Origin of the sequence: Streptodolium elevatio, from assembly GCF_040649515.1 — a bacterium.
In the GTDB taxonomy this organism is placed as follows: domain Bacteria; phylum Actinomycetota; class Actinomycetes; order Streptomycetales; family Streptomycetaceae; genus Yinghuangia; species Yinghuangia elevatio.
Genome location: NZ_JBEZFP010000093.1, coordinates 15,502 through 37,790 on the forward strand (window position 1 = coordinate 15,502; position 22,289 = coordinate 37,790).

Below are 22,289 nucleotides of genomic sequence, written 5' to 3' on the forward strand. Positions count from 1 at the left end.
CCGTACCCCCGTTGTTTCCCCCGTGCGTACCCCTTGCGCGATCACCGTAGGGGCCGCCTCTCACCACCGACTCAACGCGCACCCGTGCGGCGTGAATTCGCCGTCCGGCGAGGGCGAGTCCAAGGCCCCGCCCCCTTTGCCGGCGCGCCCCGCGGAACGCGCGAATGCCCCGCGGGACACCAACGGTGCGGCCGGTGATGAAGCGCTTCAGCAGGCCGCCCCGCAATCCCGCCACGCCGAAGGTGCGTTGACGGGCCGTCAGTCGCGTGCCTAACATTCCGACCGTCGGTATGTAAAAGGAGACCCGGATGACCACACACACGTCCCCCCACGCGGATCCCCGCCATCCGCCCGGCCGCGAGGGCCGCGGCGGACTGGTCCTGCTTCTCGCCTGCGGCGGATCCTTCGTCTCGCTGCTCGACGTCACCATCGCCAACCTCGCCGTCCCCGACCTGCAACGGGACTTCGACGACGCCTCGGTGGCGGACCTGACCTGGGTCATGTCGCTGTACGCCATCGCGTTCGCGGCCCTGCTCGCGCCCGCGGGCCGACTCGCCGACGTCGTCGGGCGCCGCCGCCTGTACCGCGTCGGCATCACGGTCTTCACGGCCGCCTCCGCGGCCTGCGCGTTCGCGCCCAATCTCGCGACGCTGCTGGCCGCCCGCGCGGTGCAGGGCCTCGGTGCCGCCGCGCTGGTCCCCGCCTCGCTCGCGATCGTGCTCGCGCAAATCCCGCCCGCGCGCCGGGCGGCGGCCATCGGTGCGTGGTCCGCGTCCGCGTCCCTCGCGGCCGCGCTCGGCCCCAGTCTCGGCGGGGTGCTCGTCGACCTGTTCGGCTGGCGCTCGGTGTTCCTGATCACCGTGCCGATCGGGCTCGGCCTGATGTTCCTCACCCGCGTAGCCGGCGACACGCGCAGCGGCGAGCGCACCCCCGATCTGGTCGGCTCCGCGTTCCTGGCGGCCGGGATCGGCACACTCGTCCTCGGCGTCACACAGGGCTCGGCCTGGGGCTGGGGCGACGCACGGACCATCGGCTGCGTTGCCGGCGGGCTCGTCCTGATCGGCGCATCCGTCGCCCGCGCGGCGCGCCACCCGCGCCCCGGGATCGAGGTCGGACTCTGGCGCAGTCGGCCGTACGCGTACGCGAATGTCGTGTCGTTCCTCTTCGGCATGCTGCTCTACCCGTGGATGCTGCTCGGCGTCCTGTACCTGACGCAGATCTGGCAGTACTCCGAGCTCCGCGCCGGGTTCGCGATGACGCACGGCGCGGTCGTCTCCGCGGTCGCCGGGCTGCTGGTCGGGAAGTACGCCCGGCTGGTCAACCCCCGCATCGCGGTCATCGGCGGCTCGCTGGTGCTCGCGGGGACGGCGTTGTGGATCGGGCTCGCGGTGCCCGAGGAGCCGGCGTTCGCGGCGTTCTGGCTCCCGTCGGGGATCCTGCTCGGCATCGGCATCGGAGCGGTCAGCACCGGGGTGTCGAGTGCGGGCGCGCTGTCGGTGCCGCCGGTGAAGTTCGCCGGCGCGACCGGCCTGAACCTGACGGCCCGCCAGGTCGGCGGTGCCCTGGGCATCGCGGTCCTCGCCACCGTCCTCGAGCGCGAGGCGGGCAACGGCACCGACGGCTTCGCCCAACTCTTCTTCATGATCACCGGGTTGGCGGTGCTGACCGCCATCGCGGGACTCGGACTCGCCGCCCGCCCGCAGGCCGCCCCGGGGCCGCCGCCGCAGGCTGCCGGCACATCCGTCACATCCGCACGCGAGGAGATTCCGGCATGACCACGCTCCAGAACAACGTCTTCGACGCCGACGAGATGCGCGCGGGAGCGACGCGCGCGGTGACGGGCGGCGCGTACCGGCTCACGCCCGATGAGGAGGCGACGCTCCTGCGCGGAGCCCCGTGGCGCCGCATGGCCGTGATCGGGGACAGCATCGCGGAAGGCATCGGCGAACCCACCGAGGGATTCCCCGATCAGGGGTGGGCCGACTCGGTCGCCGACGCGCTAGACCGCGCCAACCCGGGCCTTGTCTACCTCAACCTCGGCAAGCGCGATCTGCGCGCCGACGCGATACGGGCCACCCAGCTCGAACCCGCGCTCGCGTTCGACCCGGACTTGGCCGTCGTGGTCGCCGGGGGCAACGACCTGCTGCGCGGCCGCTTCGACATCGAGCCGGTCGCCGCGCACATCGAGGCGATGGTGTCGGCCTTCGCCGCGACGGGCGCGGACGTGGTGACGCTGGGGCTGTACGACTGCACCGGGAGCCCGTACATCCCCGACGAGTTCCGCGGTCCGATGGCCGAGCGCATCCGTGAACTGAACGACCGCACCTGGGAGATCGCCCGCGCCCACGGGGCGGTCCACATCGACTGCACCAACCACCCCGGTTCCAAGGACCCGGCCATCTACGGGAGCGACGGACTGCACGGGAATCGCCGCGGACACTCGTTCACGGCGGGTGTCGCACTGCGGGCGATCGGCGCCCGGCTCGGCAACAGGTTGTGAGCGCACAACCGATTTGACGGGACTGCCGGGGCCGCCACCGCGGCTCTGGGGTGGAAGGCGGGTGTGGGGTTGAATAGTCCGATGGCCACGACGACGCGCCCCCGCACCCGCCGGACGCAGCAGGAACGCTCCGGCACCACCACCGCCGAGCTGCTCGCGGCAGCCCGCGCGCTGTTCGCGGCGGACGGGTACGCGGCGACTTCGCTGGACGCGGTGTGCGAACGCGCGGGAGTCAGCAAGGGTGCGCTGTACCACCACTTCCGCAACAAGGAAGCTCTGTTCCAGGCGGTCTACGCGGCGGAGGAGGCCAAGATCGCCGAGGCGGTGGCCACGGCGTACCTGAAGGTCCACAAGCGGGACCGCTGGGATGCGGTGTTCGAGGGCTGCAAGGCGTACCTCGTGATGTGCCTCGATCCGGGGGTGCAGCGCATCACCCTCCGGGACGCGCCGGGCGCGCTCGGCGTCGAGGCGGTCGACGAGGTCACCGAGCTGTGCGTCAGGCAGATGCGGACCGGTGTCTCGCGGGCCATCGACGCCGGACGGATCGCGCCCAGGCCGGTGGAACCCCTCGCCCGCATGCTGTTCGGCGGGCTGAGCGAGGCGGCCCGTACGATCGCCCGCGCCGAGGACCCCAAGCGGGCGCAGCGTGAGGCGCTGGCCGAACTGCGCAGGATCTTCGACGCGCTTGCCGAGGAGCCGAACGGGCCGGGGGACGGACGCACGGACGGGGCATAGGCGGTCGCGGAGCGGCGGTCGCGGAACCAAGCGCGGCGGAAGACCGGGGCGGGTGCGGTACGCCGCGTCGTCGCGCGTCGCCGTGGCCGCCGGCGCGCAGCGGCCCTGTCGGTTGCACCGCAGGACGGCGGCCAGGTAGACACAGGGGGTCAAGTGTCGACCGTCGCGTCCGCCCTGGCGGAGCGCGCACCCGTTCAAGAGGGACACCAACGCATGGCGATGTTCCGCCGCAACCGGCCTGCCGCCGGTCAGCAGCCCGGCCCCTACGGTCAGCCCGCCGCCGGGCAACCGATGCCGGGCGGGCCGGGTGCTCCCGGCGGAAGTCAGGGCGGGGTCCAGGGCGGGGCACCCGACTACCGGCAGATGCTGACGGGAGCCCCCGTCGAGCGCATCCGCCAGGACCTGCGGCTGAGCGTCACCCGGGTCGGGCCGCACCTCGCGCCGCCGGCCATCGCCTGGCCCCTGACCGACGAACTCGCGGCCATCGCGTGCGTCAAGCTGCCCGACGGTGCCATTGCCCCCGCCGAGGTGCCGATGGCACAGGCGTGGGGGATGGAATCCGAGGACGTATGGCTCCAGTCGGCGACCAACCTGCGGGCCGAGCACTTCTCGCGCAGCGAGTTCGACACCGCCTCCGGCGTTCCGATGACGATGTTCACCGGACAGGCGTGGCCCGGGTCCGCACAGCTGACCCGGCTGGGTGAAGCGCTCGGCGAGGACCTGCCGGCCGGCGCGCTCGTCACCCTGCCCGACGACAACACGCTGCTGGCGATTCCGATCCACAACCCCCGGGTGATCGACATGGTCGGGCACATGTTCGGGACCGGACACGAACTGACGCGCGGGCAGCACCCGATGAGCGTTCGGCCGCTGTGGTGGCACGACGGCGTGATCGAACCCCTCGACGTGCAGTGGCACGGCCAGGTCGGACAGGTGTCGGGCTCGCCGCGGTTCGGCCAGGTGATGGCGGCGGTGCCGCAGCGCTGAACGGTCCGTTCGGGGCCGGCCGTACGGTCGCGGTTCAGTCGCCCGGGGGCGGCGACTGCGCGAGACGACGAGCGCGCCGGGTCAGGTAGGTGCGTTCGGGGGCGCTGGCGGTGAGCTTCGCCGCCTCCTCGTACGCCGCTCGCGCGGCGTCCCGGTGGCCGGTCTCCTCCAACAGGTGCGCCCGGACGGCGGCGACGCGGTGGTGTCCGCGGAGCGCGGTGTCCGCCAATTGATCGAGGACATCGAGGCCGGTTTGCGCACCGTGCACGCGAGCGACGGCGACGACTCGGTTGAGGGCCACCATCGGGCCGGGGGCCACCTGTTCGAGCAGGTCGTACAGCGCGAGGATCTGCGGCCAGTCGGTCGCGCCGTCGGACGGTGCCTCGTCGTGCACGGCGGCGATGGCCGCCTGCAGCTGGTACGGCCCGACCTCGCCCGCGCCCAGTGCCTCCCCGACCAGGGCGACGCCTTCGGTGACGAAGTCCGCGTTCCAGACCGACCGGTCCTGCTCGGCGAGCGGTACCAGTTCGCCGTCCGGCCCGGTGCGAGCAGCGCGCCGGGCATCGGTGAGCAGCATCAGCGCCAGCAGGCCCGCGGTCTCGGCGTCGTCGGGCAGCAGGCGGCGCACCTCGCGGGTGAGCCGGACGGCCTCGGCGGTCAGGTCGGTGCGTACCAGGTCGGGACCGGAGGACGCGGTGTAGCCCTCGTTGAAGACGAGGTAGAGGACGTGCTGCACCACGCGCGTACGTTCGTCGCGCTCCGACCGCGGCGGCATCTCGAAGCGGGCGCCGGCCTTCTTCACGGTCTGCTTCGCGCGGCTGATGCGCTGCGCCATCGTCGCTTCCGGTACCAGGAACGCCCGCGCGATCTCGGCCGTGGTGAGACCGCCGACCGCGCGCAGGGTCAGGGCCGCCTGGGACGGTGCGGACAGGGCGGGGTGGCAGCACAGGTAGAGCAGCGTCAAGGTGTCGTCGTGCTCGGCGGGTTGCTCCGCGTCCGCGGGTGCGGCGTGCCACGCGCCGGTCGGGATCAGGGCGAACGCCGTCTCCTCGCGGCGTGCCCGGGACTCCTCGCTGCGCAGCCGGTCGGTCAGCCGCCGCGACGCGACGGTGACGAGCCAGCCGCGGGGGTTGTCCGGTACGCCGTCGGCGGGCCACTGCCGCGTCGCCGCGAGCAGTGCTTCTTGGACGGCGTCCTCGGCCAGGTCGAAGTGGCCGTAACGGCGTACCAGGGCACCCAGGACTTGGGGGGCCAGTTGCCGGAGGAGTGATTCGTGGTCGGGGGAGAGGGCAGGGGTGACGAGTTCGTCGTCAGGGTTGCCTGTGCTGCGGGCGTTGTCCGCATCGTCGGGGTTATTCGGGGCGTCCACCACACGATCATCGTGCACCACGGGTGTGCGCGGGGATGGGGAAAGGCGTCGCGGTCGTGTGCTGTGGTGCGGAGATCGGCGTTCCGGCCGGAGGTAAGGCGCCGTCCGGCGCACGTGGCCCACCCCCCGTGCGCCGGACGGGCGATCGGGGGGTCAGGACGTCGCCAACGCCTCTGTGGGGGTGAGCCTTGCGGCCCGGGATGCCGGGTAGAGGCCTGCGATTGCGCCCACTGCCGCGGATGCGGCCACCGCGCCGGCGAGGGCGATGAGGGGGATCTCGAAGGGCCAGTCCTTGACGGCGGCGTAGCCGTACGTCGCCGCGCCTCCGAGCAGGGCGCCCGCCACGCCGCCCAGGCCGGCCAGGGTTACCGCCTCGGTCAGGAACTGGGTGCGGATCTGGCCCCGGTGCGCGCCCAGGGCGCGGCGTAGGCCGATCTCCTGGCGGCGTTCGAGTACGGCGATGACCATGGTGTTGGCCACGCCCACGCCGCCGACCAGGAGTGCCACGGCGCCGAGGCCCAGCAGCAGTGCGTTGAAGGTGTCCTTCGCGGCGAGTTGCGCGGCGAGCGCGTCCGACGGGCGCGAGACCTTGACCTCGTTGGGGTTCTTCGGGTTCACGGTCGGCGCCAGCACGTCGCGGACCGACTCGACGGCCGACTCCGCGGTGCGGGTGTAGACGGTCGTCGGGCTGCCGTCGAAGCCCAGGTACTCGGTCGCGGCGTGCCAGCCGACCAGTGCCGAGGTGTCCAGTTCCGGTGCGAGCGGCACGGGTTCGAGCAGTCCGATGACGGTGAACCACTGGCCGCCGAGCCACACTTGGCCGCCGGGTGCGTCGATGCCGAGGCGCTCCGCGGCCTTGGAGCCGAGGACGACCGTGGGGTAGCGCTCGGTCGCCGGGTCCAGGAAGCGTCCCGCACGCAGCTTCGCGCCGATGGTGTCGAGCAGGTCCAGACGGGCGGCCTGGACCTCGATGCCTCCGGTGATGCCTTCGCCGATGCGGTCGTTGCGGCGTACGGTTCCCCGGGTCTTGCCGGTCGCGGTCGCCGACTCCACGGGGCCGATGCGCTCCACCATGGCGTCCGCGTCGGACGGCAGCGGACTCTGGTCGCCGGTGAAGCTCGTACCGGGCCCGACGGTCAGAAGGTTGGTGCCGAGCTTGGCGATCTGCTCGTTGAGGCGTGCCTCGCTCGACGTGCCGATGCCGACGACCGCGACCATCGCGGCGACGCCGATGGCGATGCCGAGCGCGGACAGCACCGCGCGCAGCTTGCGCCCGCGCAGCCCGGACAGGCCGACCGCGATGACGTCGCGCGGCCGCAGGCGGGCCGGCGTCGGCAGTTTCTCGCGTGCGGTGGTTGCGGTGGGCGGCGGGGGAGTGGGGCGGGGTTTCGTACGCAGGTTCATGCGGCCGTCCCCGCCATGCTGTCGTGCCGGATCCGCCCGTCCAGGATGCTCACCCGGCGTGGCAGCGACCCGGCCAGCTGCGGGTCGTGGGTGATCACCGCGATGGTCGTGCCCTGCGCGTTCAGGTCGCGCAGCAGTTGCACGACGGCCGCGCCGGAGGCCGAGTCGAGAGCGCCCGTGGGCTCGTCCGCGAGGACGATGCGCGGCCGCGACACGACGGCGCGCGCGATGGCCGTACGCTGCCGCTCGCCGCCGGACAGTTCGTGCGGCCGGTGGTCGAGGCGCTTCCCGAGGCCGACGCGTTCGAGGGCCTCCGCCGCGCGGTCGCGCCGCCGGGAGTGGCCGATGCCGTGGTACAGCAGGCCGTTCGCGACGTTGTCCAGCGCGGTCAGGTGGGGCGAGAGGAAGAACTGCTGGAACACGAAGCCGATCCAGCGCGCCCGCACGGCCGACAGACGTCGGTCCGACAGCGCCGCGACGTCGTGGCCCAGCACCTCGACGTGTCCCGAGGACGGCCGGTCGAGCGTGCCCATCAGGTTGAGCAGCGTCGACTTGCCGGAGCCGGACGGCCCGACGATCGCCACGAGTTCGCCCTCGCGGATGGTGAGCGAGGCCCGGTCGAGTGCGGTGAGGCCCCCGGGGTACGTCTTCGATGCGTGGTGCAGTGCGATCACGTCGGCCCCGCGGTCGTCGGCCCTGCGGTCGTCTGCCGGGGGTGTCGGCCCGGGCACGGCGGGCCCGCCCTGGGGGAACCACGCCTCGAGCGCCCCGCCGTCCGGGTGGTGCGGCGGTACGCCGGAGGCACTGCCGTGCGTCATGACGGCACCCGCACGTTCTGCCCCGCCGCCAGGCCCTCGCCGGTGATCTCCACCCGGCCGTTCGCGAACAGCCCCGGCTGCACGCCGACCAGTTTTCGGGTGCCGGCGGCCGCGTCGACGACCTCGACCGCGTACCCGCCTTCGGCCAGCGCGACCAGCGCGTTGACCGGCACCGACAGCACGCCCTTGCGGCTCTGGCTGGTGAACCCGACGCTCACCGGCGCGCCGTCGAGGGCACCGGCCTCCTCGGGCTTGTCGAGGGTCACCGTCACCGGGACCGTCGCCTTGCCGCCGCCCTGGCCCGGCATGCCGCCGTTCTGCTCCTCCTTGGAGGCGACCGTGCCGATTTCGGAGATCGTTCCCGTGGTGGTCTTGCCGTCCGGCAGCTGCACGGTCACCTTGTCGCCCTTGCGGGCGATGTTCTGCTGGTCCACCGGCAGCTTCACGTCCACCAGGCGCCCGGTCCCGGAGACCGCGGCGACCTCGCCCTGGGCGGGTGCGCCGATCGACGCCTTCACCGCGGTGACGCGTACCGCGCCCGGCTGCACGGCGACGGCGGACGGGTCGACCCGGCCGGTCTGCGGCAGCCCGAGCGACTTCTGCCAGCGCTTGACCGCCGCGGCCGTGCCGTCGGTGAACTTCTCGTCCACGCTGAGGTCGGAGCCGAAGCCGAGCGCGGCGAGGTTCCGCTCCAGCAACTGCACGTCGGGGCCGTTCGAGACGCCCTTGGCCAGCGCGCGCCACAGCGGCGACGAGCCGTAGAAGAGCGGTACGCGGCGGCCGTTGACCTCGTACATCGTCTCGCCCTGCTTGACGACGTCGCCGACCCTGGGCAGCGCGCTGAAGATCTGCTGGCCGGCGTACCGCTCGTCCTCCTTCTTCTGCTCCTTGTCCACCTGCTTGGTCGGCGGCTGCGACGGGGGTTGGCTGGGCGGAGTGCTCTGCGGAGGATTTTGCGGCGAGTTCTGTGGGCCGGACGACGGGCCGCCCCCGGGCGGAGGCGTGTTGCCGCCCGAGCCGCCCGAGCCGCCGTTTCCGCCGGAGCCGCCCTGGTCGTTGCCCGGGTCGCGCGACTGGGCGAACACCGAGCCGGAGCCGCCGTAGCCGAGCGTGCCGTCGACCTCGGCGTTCACCGTCAGATCGCCCTTGACGATCGGCGTCGTGGCACCCGGGCTCTGCGTCTGGCTCGCGGCCTTGTCGGTGTCGTCGCCGGGGGAGAAGACCACCGCGCCGCCCACGCCGAGTGTCACGACTGCCGCGACACCCGCGACCGCGAAGGTACGCGTACGCGTGCGGTTGCGCGGCCGCCGTCCTCTCGCTTCCGCGAACTCCTGTGCCGCGCCCGGCTCTTCGGGACTTCCGCCGAATCCGTCGTCGGGAAGGTGGTTCATGCCGGGCCCCGTCACTTGGTCACGGTCATCGCGCCCATGCCGCCCTTTTGGCCGCACGCCTTCATCGCCTCGTCGGCCTTGGCCTGGTCGGAGCCCAGGTCGAGGGCCATGCGGCCGTCCGGGTCCGGGTCGGGCACGTTGAGGCCGTGCTCGCGCAGGCACTGGGCCATCTTGAGGTTGGACTCACGCATCTCGGCTTTCTGCTTCTCGGTGATCTCACCACCGTTGGGAAGCCACTTGCGACACGCGTTGGAGGCGGTCTCCATCTTGGCCGCCTCGGGGCCGCCGTCGGCCGGTATCGCCTGGGCCATCATGCTGCCGTCGGCGTTCGGGTCCGGCATGTCGACACCGTTGTCGCGCATGCACTGGGCGTACTTCACCATGTCGCCCTTCTCGCCCGCGGCGGCCTCGGGCGGCGCGCCGGCGTTCTTGTCCTTGTCGCCCAGCGACGCGACGTCGCCGTCCTTGTCGGAACCGCCGCCGTCCTTGGCGCAGGCGGACAGGGTGAGCACGCAGGCGAACGCGACGGCTGCCGTACCGGTCACGGCCCGGTGCAGGCGCCCGCGGTGGAGCGTGGGGAGGTTCCGCATCACAAGGTCCCTTCGCGGTGGGGCGGCCCGCTGCCGCCCGGCGTCGTCCAGTTCTAGGCAGGCGGCGGTTCGGTGCAGGTTCGCGCGCCGCTAACCGCGTCCTAACCGGCCGCGCCGGAGTCTTGGGCAGGTCGTCGCGCGGGGGCCGGTGCCCGGGCGGGTCGCGGTGCCGTCGCGCCGGGATCCGCTGGGATCATGAAGATCCCGGTCATGTGCGGAGACAAGGAACAAAAATCAGAAGAACGGCACAGCGGAAGTACGCCGGAGAAGAGGTCGAGGACGCGATGAAGGTGCTCATCGTCGAGGACGAGGAAGAAATGGCCGACCTGCTCGCCGAGGGGCTGCGGGGCCAGGGCTTCTCCGTCGACGTCGCACGGGACGGCGCGCGGGCGCTGGAGTGCGCCGCCGCGTCGGCGTACGACGTGGTGGTCCTCGACCGCGACCTGCCGGTCCTGCACGGCGACGCCGTCTGCCGCACCCTCGTCGCGACGCGGAACGGCGCCCGCATCCTCATGCTCACCGCATCCGGTTCGGTGGCGGACCGCGTCGGCGGGCTCAACCTGGGCGCCGACGACTACCTCGCCAAGCCCTTCGCGTACACCGAACTCGTCGCCCGCGTCCACGCCCTCGCCCGGCGCGGTGGCGGACCGGCCGTGGGCTCGGTCCTCGAACGCCACGGCGTCGTCCTGGACCGGCAGCGCCACCTCGCCGAACGCGACGGCCGCCTGCTGCGGCTCAGCCCGAAGGAAATGATGATCCTGGAACTGCTCCTGGCGGCCGACGGCGGTGTGGTGACGCACACCGAACTCCTCGACGAGGCATGGGAGGAGGCCGTCGACCCGCGCAGCTCGGTGGTCAAGGTCGCCATGCACGGCCTGCGCCGCAAGCTCGGCGAGCCGCCGCTGATCGAGGCCGTTCCCGGGATCGGATACCGGCTGTGACGCGGCACGAGGCCGACGACCCGCGGCCGTGGGACCCCGGACACGACGAGACGGCAGGCGACGAGGCAGGGCACGACGAGGCAGCGCACCACGAGGCGGTGGACGGCCCGGAGGAGTGGGAAGACCACGGCCCCGGCCGCGGCCTGCGCATCCGCACGCGCCTGACGATGATGTACAGCCTGGTCTTCCTCGCGGGCGGCGCGGTGCTCCTGTTCGTGCAGTACCTGGCGGTGAACCGCATCCTCGGGGACAAGAGCGCGGCGGTCACGACCGCGCCGTACGCCGTGTTCCCCGCAGACACCATCCTCCAACCCGTGGTGCCGCCCGGTGCCGAAGCCGTGCCCGCGTCCCCGGCGGCGCCGGGCGTGGTGCCCGCCTCGCCTATCCCCGGGGCGGACGTCGACGTGGGCAAGACAAGTACGGTCGCGCTGAGGCGGGCCGCCGAAGACGGCTTCGTCAGCTTCAAGACCCTGGTGCTCAACGCCCTGGTCGGCCAGTCCCTCCTGGCGCTCGCCGTGCTCGTGCTGATCGCGGCCGCGCTGGGCTGGTGGATGGCCGGACGCTCGCTCATCCGCCTGCACACCGTGACCGCCGCCGCGCGCCGCATCTCCGAGCGCAACCTCGACGACCGCCTGGCGCTCCACGGTCCCGAGGACGAGATCAAGGAACTCGCCGACACGTTCGACGCCATGCTCGGCCGCCTCGACCGGGCCTTCGCCGCCAACCGGCGCTTCGCCGCCAACGCGTCGCACGAACTGCGCACCCCACTCGCCCTCCAGCGCGCATCCCTGGAGATCCCGTTGGCCGAGGGACGCGTACCCGACGATCTGCGGCCGTCGATCGAGCGTTCGCTGCGAGCGACCGCCCGCAGCGAACGCCTCGTCGGCAGCCTCCTCCTGCTCGCGAAAGGCCAGCAGGGGCCCGAGAGATACACCGAGACCGACCTCGCGTCGCTGGCGGGCGAGGCCGTCGACATGTACCGGGCCGAGGCCGCGGCGGCGGGCGTCGTCATCACCACCGACCTCGGCCGCGCCCCCACCTCCGGCGACCCGGTGCTGCTGGAACAGGTGGCGGCGAACCTCGTGCAGAACGCCGTACGCCACAACAAGCGCGACGGCCAGGGCCGAGGCCGCATCCAGGTCACCACCGGACGGGCCGGCGAGGAAGCCGAACTCCGGGTGGTCAACTCGGGTCCTGGTGTCGATCCCGCCGACGTCGAGGAACTGTTCGAGCCCTTCCACCGGGGCACCGCCGCCCGCCTCGCGGGCACGAAGGCCGGAACCGGACTGGGCCTGTCGATCGTGCGCGCGGTCGTCGACTCACACGGCGGCAACGTCGCGGCCGAGGCGCGTACCGAAGGGGGCCTCGCGGTGACGGTACGCCTGCCCATGGCGTGACGCTTGCCCGAGTGCCCGAGTGCCCGAGTGCCCGAGTGCCCGAGTGCCCGAGTGCCTGAGTGCCTGAGTGCCTGAGTGCCTGAGTACCCGAGCCGGCGACCCGTGGGCCGCAAAATGGCCTGTGCGCGCTACTCCGGCTGCCAGTGCACGCGGTAGCGGTGGTGCTCCCGGGTGATGCGCCAGCTGAAGCCCCGGGACGGCGGCGCCGGGATGGTGGCGTCCGGCGGATACGCGGTCACCGTCAGGCGCGAGGGGTCCACCGGCGGAGCGTCCTCGACACGCTGGCGCAGCACGTCGGCGGCGTTGCCGTCGCCGTACCCGATGACGCGCCCGTCGTGGACCACCGCCAGCCCCGCACCATCCGGACCGTCGGCGTCGAAGAGCCCCCACGCGACGTGGCCGCCGTGCCGTCCGGTGATCAGCAGCGTGCGCGGGTCCGAGAGGCTGAGCCCCCACCAGCGCCGCTCCGACAAGCGCGGCGCCGCGCCCAGGTCCGTCCCGCCCGTGTCGGTGAGAGTGCGCACCATCTCGAGCTGCTTCGTGGACAACCCTTCGCCGATCACGGCCAGCCCCTGACCGAGCGCGCGGCTGTGCGGATCGGCGGCGTGGGGGCCGCGCAGTTGCAGGAACCCGCATTGCTCCACCGACGTACTGTGCAGCAGCGCTCCCTCCCGGCGCATGGCCAGCGACAGTTCGAGGCCCGGCCGCAGCCACAGGGGGGCGACCAGCACGCCGCCGTCCGCAAGTTGGGTCCGCCACGCGGGCGGCAGGTCGTCGACGCCGACGGTCGATTCGAGGCGGTCGTACGGCGCGGTGTCCGGTACGCCGAGCCAGCCGTCTCCGCGGCGCAGGTCCAGCGGCGTACCCTCGCCCGGCGCCAGGTCCGTCAGGCGGGCGGCGGCGGACGCCAGCAGGCTGTCGTCGACCTCGATGCTGGTGACGCTGCCGCGCGGTCCGGTGAGTTCGGCCAAAAGCGCGGTGTTGTAGCCGCTGCCGGTGCCGATCTCGAGGATGCGGTGGCCCGCCCGCACGTCGAGCTGTTCGAGCATCAGGGCGACTATCGCGGGCTGGCTGACCGTGCTGATCGGCGACCCGGTGGAATCCGTGGCGAGGACGACCACCCGATCGGCGTAGGCCTCGCGCAGATCGGTGCCCGGGGGAGTGAAGAGCTCGCGGGGGACGGCGTCCATGGCGCGCTCGACGTCGGGGGAGCGCAGTTGTCCGGAGGAGCGCAACCCGTCGAGCAGTCTTCGGCGCAGCCGCGCGGCGGTGTCGTCGCGCGGCTGTACGTGTGCGGGGTCGTGCTCCTCACCGGATTCCACACCGGAGTTGTACCCGCTATGGGAGACACGAGCCAGCGGGCGGGCACGTACCGGCCACAGTTGTCGGGGCGCGGGCGGCGCACTTGGCGGCGCGTATGGGGGCGCGCGTCGAGGGAGCGCGGCCGGGACTCCTCCCCCACATCAGAGGCGGCGCAGCAGCGCGGCCTTGGCCGCCGCGAACTCGGCGTCGTCGAGGATGCCGTCACGGTGCAGGTCGCCCAGTTCGCGCAGGCGGCGCAGGACGACGTCCGGGTCGGCGTCGGCCTGCGCGGGGGACGCGGACGACGCGCCCGATCCCAGCTGGGGTGCGGCGACCGGGCCCGGGACCGCAGTCTGGCCCGGGGTCTGCGCCGGGGCCGGGGTCGGGGCCGCGTACGGGTGCGGCAGCCGGGCGACGACGGCGGCGGCCAGGACGGCGCTGGTGCCGCTCTCCTTCTTGGTGCCCCAGAGCAGCAGGCACGTCGGGTCGTGCTTGGGCTGCGAGCTGCCCGGCGGCGGGTTCGCGACGCGGAAGCGCAGATGGCCCGAGTCCAGGCCGACTGCGGGGTGCCACTCCACCGCCACGATCTCGGACAGCGGGATGCGCTGCGTACCGGTGGCGCGCTTGCGCTCCTCGGCGATCCAGTTCCACTCCAGTCGGACCGTGTCGCCGTCGAACGCGACGCTGCCGTCCTGGCCGTTCGCGCCCAGCGGCACCTGCGCGGCAGGCAGGAGATAGCGGTCGAGCGGAGTGTCGGGCACGGATTCGACGGTCAGCGCGTCGCGTACCTCGTCGGCGAAGTACTCGGCGGCACCGGCCCGGTCGTTCTCGACGGCGAGCTGGTACGGGTCCGCGTCGTCCGAGATCCGGCCGCCGCACACCTGGAGGAACGGGTCCGCGCCCTCACGCAGCCGCATGCGCAACCGCCCGCCCTTGCGCCCGGGTTCGAACGCGATCCCGGCAACGGCCGCCAGCGGTACGGCGATCTCGCCCACCACCTGGCGCAACCGGTGCACACCCCGGTCCCGGCCGGGGACGATGCGCACCGTCTCCCCGTCGAACGTCCACGTACCGTCCTTCGCCCTCAGCTCAGCCACGCGGACGATCCTACGGCGAGCGCCGGCACCGCCCGGTGCCCTCGCCGCGGGGCCTCCGCGGTCAGGCGCGGCGCAGCGGGTTCCGGGGCAACCTGGCGCGCCGGTACGCCTCCGCCTCGCCGGTCGGCACGGTCGCGTCGGCGGGGTCGCCGACCTCCACCAGGCACACGCCCGATGTCGACGCCCCGGCGCGCGGCCCGGTCGGCCCGGACGCCACGTCGGCGTCGGCCCGGCCGACTCCGTCGAGCGCGCGGGCGAAGTCGCCTTCCAGCGCGCCCGCGACCGCCCCGCCGCGCTCCGGCCAGGCCGCGTCCGATGCCCCGGTCCGCAGCAGGAACCGGTCGCCCGGCGACGTCGGCACGGGCAGGGCCGGGACCCGCAGCGACTCGGGGTTCAGCACGCCGATCGGCGGCTGCCCGAGCGGCTCGTCGACCGCCCGGGCCAGGCCGCCGCTCACGTGCACCGGAGCCGGCCCGCCCCGGTTGACCACCGCCACGAGCCCGTCGGGGCGGTGCTCCAGCAGCACGACGCGGGCCAGTTCCTCGGCCCCGCTGCGTTCGCCGCGCAGGCTCAGGTCCATGTGGTAGACGACGCGCGCCAGATCCGGTTCGTGGTCGGCGCCCGCCCGGAACGCGTCGAGCAGCCGTGCCGCGACGGCGAGCCCCCGGGCGCCGGCTGCGGCCACGTCGCCGAACAGCACGCGCGTACCGAAAGCGGTCGCCGCCGCCCCGTAGACGAGGCGCGGTGCCGTGGGGTCCTCGCGCGGAGGCATGCGCGCGGCCAGCCGCAGGCTGCCCGTCTCGGCGGTCGTGGTCCCGATCGGTCCGCTGCCGGGCGTGACCGTCCCGAGCAACTGGTCGGGGGCGTCGAGCAGGGCGAGCATGGGCGGCACCTTTCGTCGAACGGCTGACACCGTTGGCCGGGGCGCGACGGTCGCACTCCCGGCACAACGCGACAGGGCGGTCTTCCTGTGATCCGCCCTGTTCAGCAGGCCTTCCCAATACTTCTAAAAGCTATATAAGCGAACAATCCGCTCGCACGTCACCACGCTGCGGATCGACCGGAGAGGGGCCGGTCGGCCTCGCCCGCGGCAGGGCCCGCGGCGGCGTCCGATGGCGACGCGCATGTGGCTGTGCAATGCGCGGACCGGGAGGTCAGGCGTTCTCAGGGGCGGCGGCGGACGACCAGTGCGGCCACGTCGTCGTCCCCCGGGCTCGCGCCGAACTCGGCGAGATCGTTGCGGAGGTGTTCGAGCAGCCGGGCGGGAGGCTCGGCGGTCCAGTCGCGTACCCGGTCGGCGAGGGGATAGAAGGAGCCGTCCGCGCCGCGCGTCTCGCTGACGCCGTCCGTGTAGAGGAGGAGCCGGTCACCGGGGCTGAACGGCACCGTTTCGACGGCGTACGCGTCGGGCTCGGCCGCCGAGCCCGGCATCAGGCCGGACAGGTTGACCGGGAGCAGGGGCGAGACCGGCTCGACCTCGGAGACCGCCCGGCCGCGCAGGAGCAAGGGAGCGGGATGCCCGAGGTTGAGCACCCGGGCCACCGGACGGCCTTCGGGGAACTCCATCAGCAGCGTGGTCGCGAAGCGCTCGGCGGCGTCGGAGGCGGGCGGCTGCGCGGTGTACCGGGCCATGCTCAGTTCCATGCGCGCGACCAGGGTCGGGAGGTCGGGGGCGTCGTACGCGGCCTCCCGGAAGGAGCCCAGCAGCACCGACGCGACCTCGACCGCGGAGAGGCCCTTGCCCTGGACGTCGCCCAGCACCAGGCGTACGCCGTGCTCGGTGCGCAGGGCCTCGTAGAAGTCGCCGCCGATGCGGGCCTGTGCCGCGGCCGCGACGTACAGGACGTCGAGGTCGACGTCGTCGAGGTGGCGCGGCAGCGGGCGCAGTACCATGCTCTGCGCGGTCTCGGCCACCGCGCGCACGTCGGAGAGGTCGCGCTCCTGCCGCTGGCGCACGTGGCTCGCGTACGCGGCCGCAAGCGTGACCACCGCGATCACCACCATCGAGTTCACCGCCGGCGCGTGGTACTGCGAGCCGCGGTCGTAGCCCAGCAGGATTTGGAGCAGACACGCGAACGCTCCGATGGTGACCGTGCCGCGCACCCCCCACGTCGCGGCGGCGAGCGCCGGGGCGGCGGCCAGGTAGCGGTCGAACCGCTGGGCCCCGGGTGTCACCACGTCCACGACGACCGCCATGCTGATGAGCGCAACCGGTGCCCAACGGGCGATCTGCACAAGCGGCTTCCCGCTCGCGCTGCCTTCGTCGCGCCGGGGGGTGGCCATCCGGAAACACTACATTTGACGCCCTTTGGGCCCCGGCCGACACGGCCGACTCCGGGGCAGTTCGTCGGTCCGGGGGATTCGGCGCGCTCGCCGCCCGCGCCCACCGCACACGCCGCGCCCACCCGCTGCCTCGCCATGCGACATGCCGCTGCCTCGCCATGCGACATGATCACTATTACCTAGGATTGGAGGCGGCGAGGGGGTCGACGCGGGGCACGAAAGGAACAGAACCAGTGCTCTTCAAACGGGCCGTCCTGGACGGCATCGCAAGCGGCGACATCGACCTGGCCTTCCGCACCTGGGACACCGAGCGCGTGCACGCCGGAACGACGCTGCGCACCAAGGTCGGCGTCCTCGCGATCGACGCCATCGAGGAGACCGACCCAGCCGACCTCACTCCCGACGACGCCCGCCGCGCCGGGTTCGCGTCACTCGACGCCCTGCGCCGCGCGGCACAGGGCCGCGAGGGCAGGCTCTACCGCATCACGCTGCGGCTCGCGGGGGAGGACCCGCGCATCGCGCTGCGCGAGGACGTGCCCAAGGGCCGCGAACTCGAGGCCCTGCGCGACCGCGTCGCCCGGATGGGCGAATGGGCGGTGCCCACACTGGCGATGATCGCCGCGCAGCCGGGCGTACGGGCCCTCGACCTCGCGGAGCAGGTCGGCCGGGAGAAGCGCAGCTTCAAGGCGTCGGTCCGCAGGCTCAAGGAACTTGGGCTGACGGAGAGCCTCCCGACGGGCTATCGGCTGTCGCCGCGCGGCAAGGCCGTGTTGAAGGCGGCGACCTCCAACGCGGTCCCGTCGAAGGCGACGGCGTCGAAAGCGGCGTCCAAGGCGACGCGGGTCAAACCGGCGGCAGTCAAGGCGACGGCGTCCGAGGCAGCTACCGGCAAAGCGGCGACATCGCGGGCGGCGACGCGCGCACGGTGAGGGGTATGGCGGTGCTCCCTTCCGCGCCCCGCGTCGGATAACGTGCGGGCACCTCGCCGGGCGACGTGTCCGGCCACGGCGCCGGGAGGAACCGCCTTGGTCGCGCCTCGACTCGGTGCGCGGGGAGCCCGCGCGGCGTCGGCGATGATGCGCGGTGCGCTGCGCCTGCCCGCGCCGTTGCTCCGGCCGCTCGCCGGACCGCCCGTACGCACCGACGACGGTCGCGAACTCCCGGTCTCCAGCCGCGTGGTCATGCGCCTGATACAGCGCAGCATGCCCACCGGCCTGCACGACCTGGTCCGCCTGCGCACCGACAGCGAGCGCGGCGGCCCGATCCTGGCCGGGAACGAGGGCCGCGACCTGTGGATCACCGACCTGACCGTGCCCGGCGCCGAAGGGCCGCTCCGAGCCCGCCTCTACGAGCCGCCGGCCGGCCGGGAGCCCGGGCCGCTGCTCGTCTTCTTCCACGGCGGCGGCTGGATCCTCGGCGGCGTGGAGAGCCACGAGCCCGTCTGCCGGTTCCTGGCCGCCCGTTCGAACGTCCGCGTGCTTTCGGCCGAATACCGCCTCGCCCCGGAACACGGCTTCCCCGCCCAGTCCGACGACGCCCTCGCGGTCTTCAGGCACGTGACCGGCAACCCCGCCCGTTTCGGCGCGGCACCGGGGCGCATCGCGGTCGGTGGCGACAGCGCCGGCGGCAACCTCGCCGCGGCGGTCGCGCACGACGCGCTGCGCACCGGGAGCGCACCGCCCGCCTGGATTCTCCTCATCTACCCGGCCACCGACCTGCTGGGCGAGTACGCGTCCCGCACCGCGTACGGCAAGGGCTTCGTCATCGACACCGAGACCTGGACCGGACCCGAAGGCCTCATAACGTCCCTCGTGCCGTACGGCGAGGACCCGCGCCTGTCCGTCATCCGCGACCCCGACGTGGCCGGGCTGCCGCCCACGTACATCGCCACCGGCGGCCTCGACCCGCTGCGCGACGAGGGCGAGGCCTACGCCGAGCGCCTGCGCACGGCCGGCGTCGACGTGACACTGCGCCGCTTCGACCTGCTCTTCCACGGCTTCGCGAGCTTCGCGTGCGTGGAGCGACACTGCCGTGCCGCACTCGCCGAGGTCGCCCGCGAGGTGCGTCGCGCGATGGCCGCGACCGCCCCGGCCGCCGGACAGGCCGCAACCGGCCCCGCGGACGACACCGAGGTCGCCGTCTAGGGGTGACCGCCAGGGTTCGTCGTACGGGTGCCTGCGTACGAACCGGGTGCGGGCGGCGGGTCAGAGCAGGGAGCCGCGCGTGCGGTCGATCACCAGCGGCCGGGTGGAGCGCGCGCTGATCCGGTCCAGCACGGTCGCCGTGTTACCGCCCTTGGCCGCGGCGTATTCGTCCTCGGTGAGCGCCGCGACCTCGAGGAACGTCACCGCGCCGTGCGGCGTGTCGATGACGCCCAGGTCCGGGTCCACGGCGAAGGCGAGCGCCGCGAGTTCCGTCTCGGTGCCGGCGCCGAACGTGCCGGGGGCGACGTGGATCGTGTGGCCGGGCGCGAAGGGCCGGTTGCCGACCACGTACCTGGCCAGCACCTGGAGCAGCACCGCCGCCCACATCGGGACTTCGTCGTCGCCGTGGTCGGCGACGCGCGCGCTGAACTCGAAGCCGTAGCCGGAGATCGCCGGATCGTCGCTGTCCTTGGAGTACAGCTCGGACATGCCGAAGCCGACCAGGTGCCAGTGCGGCACCGGTGCCGTCCGGCGGTATATGGAGATGCCGTCGAGCGGGTCGGGGCCGCCGACCGAGTACGGCACCTGGGTGCCCAGGTGGCCGTACGGCTGCACGTGCCCGTACGCGCGTTCCAGGGCCGCCTCGATCGCCGCCCAGCCCGCTGCCTCATCCATGTGCAAGCCCTTACCGTGTGATTTCACGCATGCCGAACACGCCCGCTCCGCGTCCCCCGTGGGCGTCCGGCAACCCTAGGTCCGCCACTCGTCTGCCGCACGGAACGGCTTGAACCGCAAGGGACTTCCCTCGCGGTTCCCGGCTCGTGAACGCCGTCGAGGGGAGATCAGTAGCCTGGCCGACGGAAGAGGTCGATCGTGGCGCGGACACGCAAGGCAGGGGTTGGGGCATGCCGGAGCAGCGGACCGGAACAGCGGAGCGGCACGCCGCCGTGCGGGAGCGGGTCGACCGCGACTGGGGGCTCGAACTGCCGGAATGCCTGTTCCGGTACGACTCCTTCCTCGCCTCGCTCGACCCGGACCAGGCACGGGTGCTCACCGATCTGGAGCTCAGCCCCTTCGGGATCTCGGACCTGTTCGCGGACCCTGGTGCGGCACCTTCCGACGCCGATGTCGACGTACGCGCGCACGGCCGCTTCTACCGCGACCCGCCCGAGTTCCTGACGTTCATGCACGGCGGTTCGGACGGTCTGCACTTCGGGCTGTGGTTCGCCGACGGCCGGACCTGTTCGGGTGTGGCGTCGTACTACAACAACGACGCCGGCGAACTCGACATGACGTCGTCGACGCCCTTGGAGGCGGTGCGCGCCCGCGTCGAAATGTCGTGCCGGGACATGCACGACTACTACGAAGGGGACGAACTGGCCGAGCGCCTCCAACGGCTGGCCGGGCTGCGCGACGCGGTGACCGCCTTCGAGACGGGCGACCGCCCCAAGGTCGGCGTCGCGTACCTGAAGAAGCACGTGTTCGTCTGGCCGCCGATCTTCGACGACAGCGCCACGACCCTCGACCGCGGCGGTGCGCTGGCCGACGGCGAGACGGTGCTCGGCCGACCGGGGCAGAACCGCACCGATCCGGCCACGTTCGCCCGGGCGGTCTTCCCGACGCTGGACGACGCCGAAAAGCTGGCGGCCGCGGTCGAGGAGGCCCGGCGCCGCTGCGCGGACGGCGATCCGGCGGAAGCCCTGGCCCTCGGCCGGGACCTGCACTGGACGTCGGGCTTCGACGAGGTGCGGGAGGCGTACGCCCACGAACTCCTCGCCGCGGCCTATCAGGCCCTGGACCGCCCCGCGCTCGCCGGGATCGCGGACGCCCACCACCGGCACCGCCGCATCAAGAGCGTGCAGGTGCTGTGACCCTCACCGGTCCCGACCCGGTCGTCCGGGCGATGGGCGGCAGCCCGGAGTCGGCACCTACACCGGGAACCGGCAAACCTTCCCGGCCACAGCACTAGCCGAAATCCGGGTGCGGGCGGGACGGGTCGACGATGTGCACGACGGGCGCGGGCTCCTGGCCCCGGCGGGCCACGATGGCGAGCACCTTGCCGTCCTCCGACCAGGCCAGTCCGCGGTCCACGAGGCGCTGCCCGGTCGGCAGGCGGTACGTGCGCGGGTCGCGGGAGGCGTCCGGGGCGTGGACGTAGACCGACGCGCCGTCCGGGCCGGCCGTGCGCACCCCCGCCGCCAGCCAGGATCCGTCGGGCGACGCCGCCACGGAGTTGGGGGACTGCCCGGTCCGCCACGCGCCCGCGCTGCCCATGTCCTTGTCCGCGCGGTAGGCGCTCACGTGGTCCTGTGACCCGGCGGCGGTGTAGAACAGCGCGCCGTCGGCGCCGACGGTCAGATCGGTGAGGTTGCTCCCGCCGCGGTCCTGGCGGCCTTCTTCGACGAGTTTGCCGCCGTCGATGCGGTAGACCCGCACGTTGACCGGGCTGATGTGCGGCTGGCCCGCCACCACGCGCACCGCGGCCCCGTCGCCGCCCTCGGCGAGCAACGGTGCGCGCTCGAACCGGCGTTGGTCCTTCTCCGGGACGCCCGGCTCGGGCGCCTGGTGGGCGTACGTCGGGACGGCCGGCTCCACCGAGGTGTCCAGCCTGCCGATCTCGCCGGTCCACGCGTCGCATCCGTACCCGAACCACACGTCGGAGCCGGTACGCGCGAGGTGGGTCGGGCAGCTGTGCGGGGTCAAGGCGTACCGGGCCCGCTCGGTCAGTGTCTCGGTGTCGATCGCGGAGATGGCGTCGCCCGCGGCGAGGGCCGCGTACAGCGTCTTGCCGTCCGCGCTCAGCACGAGCCCGGCGGCGCCGAACTGGTTGTCCAGCACCTTCTTCCCACGGCCGTCGAAGCCGATCGAAACCACCTGGTTGGCGGATGCGCCGGAGGAGTAGTAGACCTTCTTGTGCGCGGGGTCGACGACGACGTCACCGACTTCCGCCGCGGGTCCGGAGGGTGATCCGGCATACGCCGGAAATCCCAGCAACGAAAGGGCGGTCACCGAACCGACCAGCCCGAGTCTCACCGTCATCGAACGCTCCCAGCAGGGGACAAGCGGCACCAACCGCATTGCCGGAAAGTGGAGTTGCGCGGGTACCCGCCAACTGGACATTTCATGTGCGGTGGCTGCGGCCACACGCAACTGCACGACCTACGCACTAAGGGTTGTCCCGTAAATGATCTCGGTTGTCGGAGTGTGGCGGCTTGATTCGCCGGTCATCCGGCGACGGTGAGGTTGTGCAGGCGGGCGATGCCGAGCATGGCCTGGTGGACGCCGTCGCCTTTGAGGCGGCAGTCGCGGAGGATCTTCCAGGTCTTCATGC

At 73.0% G+C, this 22,289-nt stretch carries 20 protein-coding genes and 1 pseudogene; 9 read left to right on the top strand and 12 right to left on the bottom strand.

All coding sequences use genetic code 11. The annotated features are described in order from the left end of the window. Positions 1-308 precede the first annotated feature (308 nt). The 4 genes from AB0C36_RS29270 (at position 309) to AB0C36_RS29285 (ending at position 4,222) form a co-directional block, all read left to right on the top strand. The gene (locus tag AB0C36_RS29270) at positions 309-1,775 is read left to right on the top strand and encodes an MFS transporter (protein WP_358359706.1); all 1,467 of its coding nucleotides are present in this window, start codon (positions 309-311) and stop codon (positions 1,773-1,775) included. Then, the gene (locus AB0C36_RS29275) at positions 1,772-2,500 is read left to right on the top strand and encodes an SGNH/GDSL hydrolase family protein (RefSeq protein WP_358359708.1); all 729 of its coding nucleotides are present in this window, start codon (positions 1,772-1,774) and stop codon (positions 2,498-2,500) included. The genes AB0C36_RS29270 and AB0C36_RS29275 overlap by 4 nt, the downstream gene beginning before the upstream one ends. A gap of 81 nt (positions 2,501-2,581) precedes the next feature. After that, positions 2,582-3,235, top strand: a complete 654-nt coding sequence (locus tag AB0C36_RS29280) for a TetR/AcrR family transcriptional regulator (RefSeq protein WP_358359711.1) — start codon at positions 2,582-2,584, stop codon at positions 3,233-3,235. A 213-nt stretch (positions 3,236-3,448) separates the two neighbouring features. Next, positions 3,449-4,222 carry a hypothetical protein gene (locus tag AB0C36_RS29285; protein WP_358359713.1) on the top strand — a complete coding sequence of 258 codons (774 nt, stop codon included), beginning with the start codon at positions 3,449-3,451 and terminating at the stop codon, positions 4,220-4,222. 34 nt (positions 4,223-4,256) lie between these two features. On the opposite strand, the gene AB0C36_RS29290 is transcribed toward AB0C36_RS29285, so the two are convergent. The 5 genes from AB0C36_RS29290 to AB0C36_RS29310 form a co-directional block, all read right to left on the bottom strand. Further along, the gene (locus tag AB0C36_RS29290; protein ID WP_358359762.1) at positions 4,257-5,477 is read right to left on the bottom strand and encodes an RNA polymerase sigma factor; all 1,221 of its coding nucleotides are present in this window, start codon (positions 5,475-5,477) and stop codon (positions 4,257-4,259) included. Between the two features lie 267 nt (positions 5,478-5,744). Then, on the bottom strand, positions 5,745-6,995 hold the full coding sequence (locus AB0C36_RS29295; RefSeq protein WP_358359716.1) for an ABC transporter permease: 1,251 nt from the start codon (positions 6,993-6,995) through the stop codon (positions 5,745-5,747). Beyond that, a complete protein-coding gene (locus AB0C36_RS29300; protein WP_358359717.1) occupies positions 6,992-7,813 on the bottom strand; it encodes an ABC transporter ATP-binding protein in 822 nt (273 codons plus the stop codon). Before AB0C36_RS29300 ends, AB0C36_RS29295 begins: the two co-directional genes overlap by 4 nt. Beyond that, a complete protein-coding gene (locus tag AB0C36_RS29305) occupies positions 7,810-9,204 on the bottom strand; it encodes a peptidoglycan-binding protein (protein ID WP_358359719.1) in 1,395 nt (464 codons plus the stop codon). The genes AB0C36_RS29300 and AB0C36_RS29305 overlap by 4 nt, the downstream gene beginning before the upstream one ends. An 11-nt stretch (positions 9,205-9,215) precedes the next feature. Then, entirely contained in the window at positions 9,216-9,794 is a 579-nt protein-coding gene (locus AB0C36_RS29310) for a hypothetical protein (RefSeq protein WP_358359722.1), read from the bottom strand. Positions 9,795-10,078: 284 nt separating this feature from the next. Between AB0C36_RS29310 and AB0C36_RS29315 the strand changes: the two genes are divergently transcribed. Both AB0C36_RS29315 and AB0C36_RS29320 read left to right on the top strand, forming a co-directional pair. Further along, positions 10,079-10,735 carry a response regulator transcription factor gene (locus tag AB0C36_RS29315; RefSeq protein WP_358359725.1) on the top strand — a complete coding sequence of 219 codons (657 nt, stop codon included), beginning with the start codon at positions 10,079-10,081 and terminating at the stop codon, positions 10,733-10,735. After that, on the top strand, positions 10,732-12,132 hold the full coding sequence (locus AB0C36_RS29320; RefSeq protein WP_358359728.1) for a HAMP domain-containing sensor histidine kinase: 1,401 nt from the start codon (positions 10,732-10,734) through the stop codon (positions 12,130-12,132). The genes AB0C36_RS29315 and AB0C36_RS29320 overlap by 4 nt, the downstream gene beginning before the upstream one ends. Before the next feature lie 128 nt (positions 12,133-12,260). On the opposite strand, the gene AB0C36_RS29325 is transcribed toward AB0C36_RS29320, so the two are convergent. From AB0C36_RS29325 to AB0C36_RS29340, 4 genes are all read right to left on the bottom strand, one after another. Continuing rightward, positions 12,261-13,454: a class I SAM-dependent methyltransferase gene (locus AB0C36_RS29325; protein WP_358359731.1), complete on the bottom strand. Its 1,194-nt coding sequence runs from the start codon at positions 13,452-13,454 to the stop codon at positions 12,261-12,263. Between the two features lie 141 nt (positions 13,455-13,595). Continuing rightward, complete coding sequence (locus tag AB0C36_RS29330; RefSeq protein WP_358359734.1) at positions 13,596-14,531, bottom strand: DUF4429 domain-containing protein; 936 nt, start codon at positions 14,529-14,531, stop codon at positions 13,596-13,598. Positions 14,532-14,592: 61 nt separating this feature from the next. Next, positions 14,593-15,414: a SpoIIE family protein phosphatase gene (locus tag AB0C36_RS29335; protein WP_358359737.1), complete on the bottom strand. Its 822-nt coding sequence runs from the start codon at positions 15,412-15,414 to the stop codon at positions 14,593-14,595. 281 nt (positions 15,415-15,695) lie between these two features. Next, positions 15,696-16,814, bottom strand: coding sequence for a PP2C family protein-serine/threonine phosphatase (locus tag AB0C36_RS29340; RefSeq protein WP_358359741.1), 1,119 nt, complete (start codon positions 16,812-16,814; stop codon positions 15,696-15,698). A gap of 233 nt (positions 16,815-17,047) precedes the next feature. Here AB0C36_RS29340 and AB0C36_RS29345 point away from each other — a divergent pair, with 233 nt between their 5' ends. Together AB0C36_RS29345 and AB0C36_RS29350 are read left to right on the top strand one after the other, a co-directional pair. Beyond that, positions 17,048-17,743 (top strand): ASCH domain-containing protein, encoded by a 696-nt coding sequence (locus AB0C36_RS29345; RefSeq protein ID WP_358359745.1) that lies wholly within the window; start codon positions 17,048-17,050, stop codon positions 17,741-17,743. Positions 17,744-17,839: 96 nt separating this feature from the next. After that, complete coding sequence (locus tag AB0C36_RS29350) at positions 17,840-18,958, top strand: alpha/beta hydrolase (protein WP_358359747.1); 1,119 nt, start codon at positions 17,840-17,842, stop codon at positions 18,956-18,958. A gap of 60 nt (positions 18,959-19,018) precedes the next feature. Here the strand turns inward: AB0C36_RS29350 and AB0C36_RS29355 are convergent, their stop codons facing one another. Then, the gene (locus AB0C36_RS29355; RefSeq protein ID WP_358359750.1) at positions 19,019-19,633 is read right to left on the bottom strand and encodes a suppressor of fused domain protein; all 615 of its coding nucleotides are present in this window, start codon (positions 19,631-19,633) and stop codon (positions 19,019-19,021) included. A 230-nt stretch (positions 19,634-19,863) separates the two neighbouring features. Here AB0C36_RS29355 and AB0C36_RS29360 point away from each other — a divergent pair, with 230 nt between their 5' ends. Further along, positions 19,864-20,829 carry an ADP-ribosylation family protein gene (locus AB0C36_RS29360; RefSeq protein WP_358359753.1) on the top strand — a complete coding sequence of 322 codons (966 nt, stop codon included), beginning with the start codon at positions 19,864-19,866 and terminating at the stop codon, positions 20,827-20,829. Between the two features lie 94 nt (positions 20,830-20,923). Here AB0C36_RS29360 and AB0C36_RS29365 read toward each other — a convergent pair whose 3' ends face one another. Beyond that, entirely contained in the window at positions 20,924-21,997 is a 1,074-nt protein-coding gene (locus AB0C36_RS29365) for a lactonase family protein (RefSeq protein WP_358359756.1), read from the bottom strand. 185 nt (positions 21,998-22,182) lie between these two features. Beyond that, positions 22,183-22,289, bottom strand: a pseudogene (locus AB0C36_RS29370) (IS5/IS1182 family transposase); the annotation flags it as partial.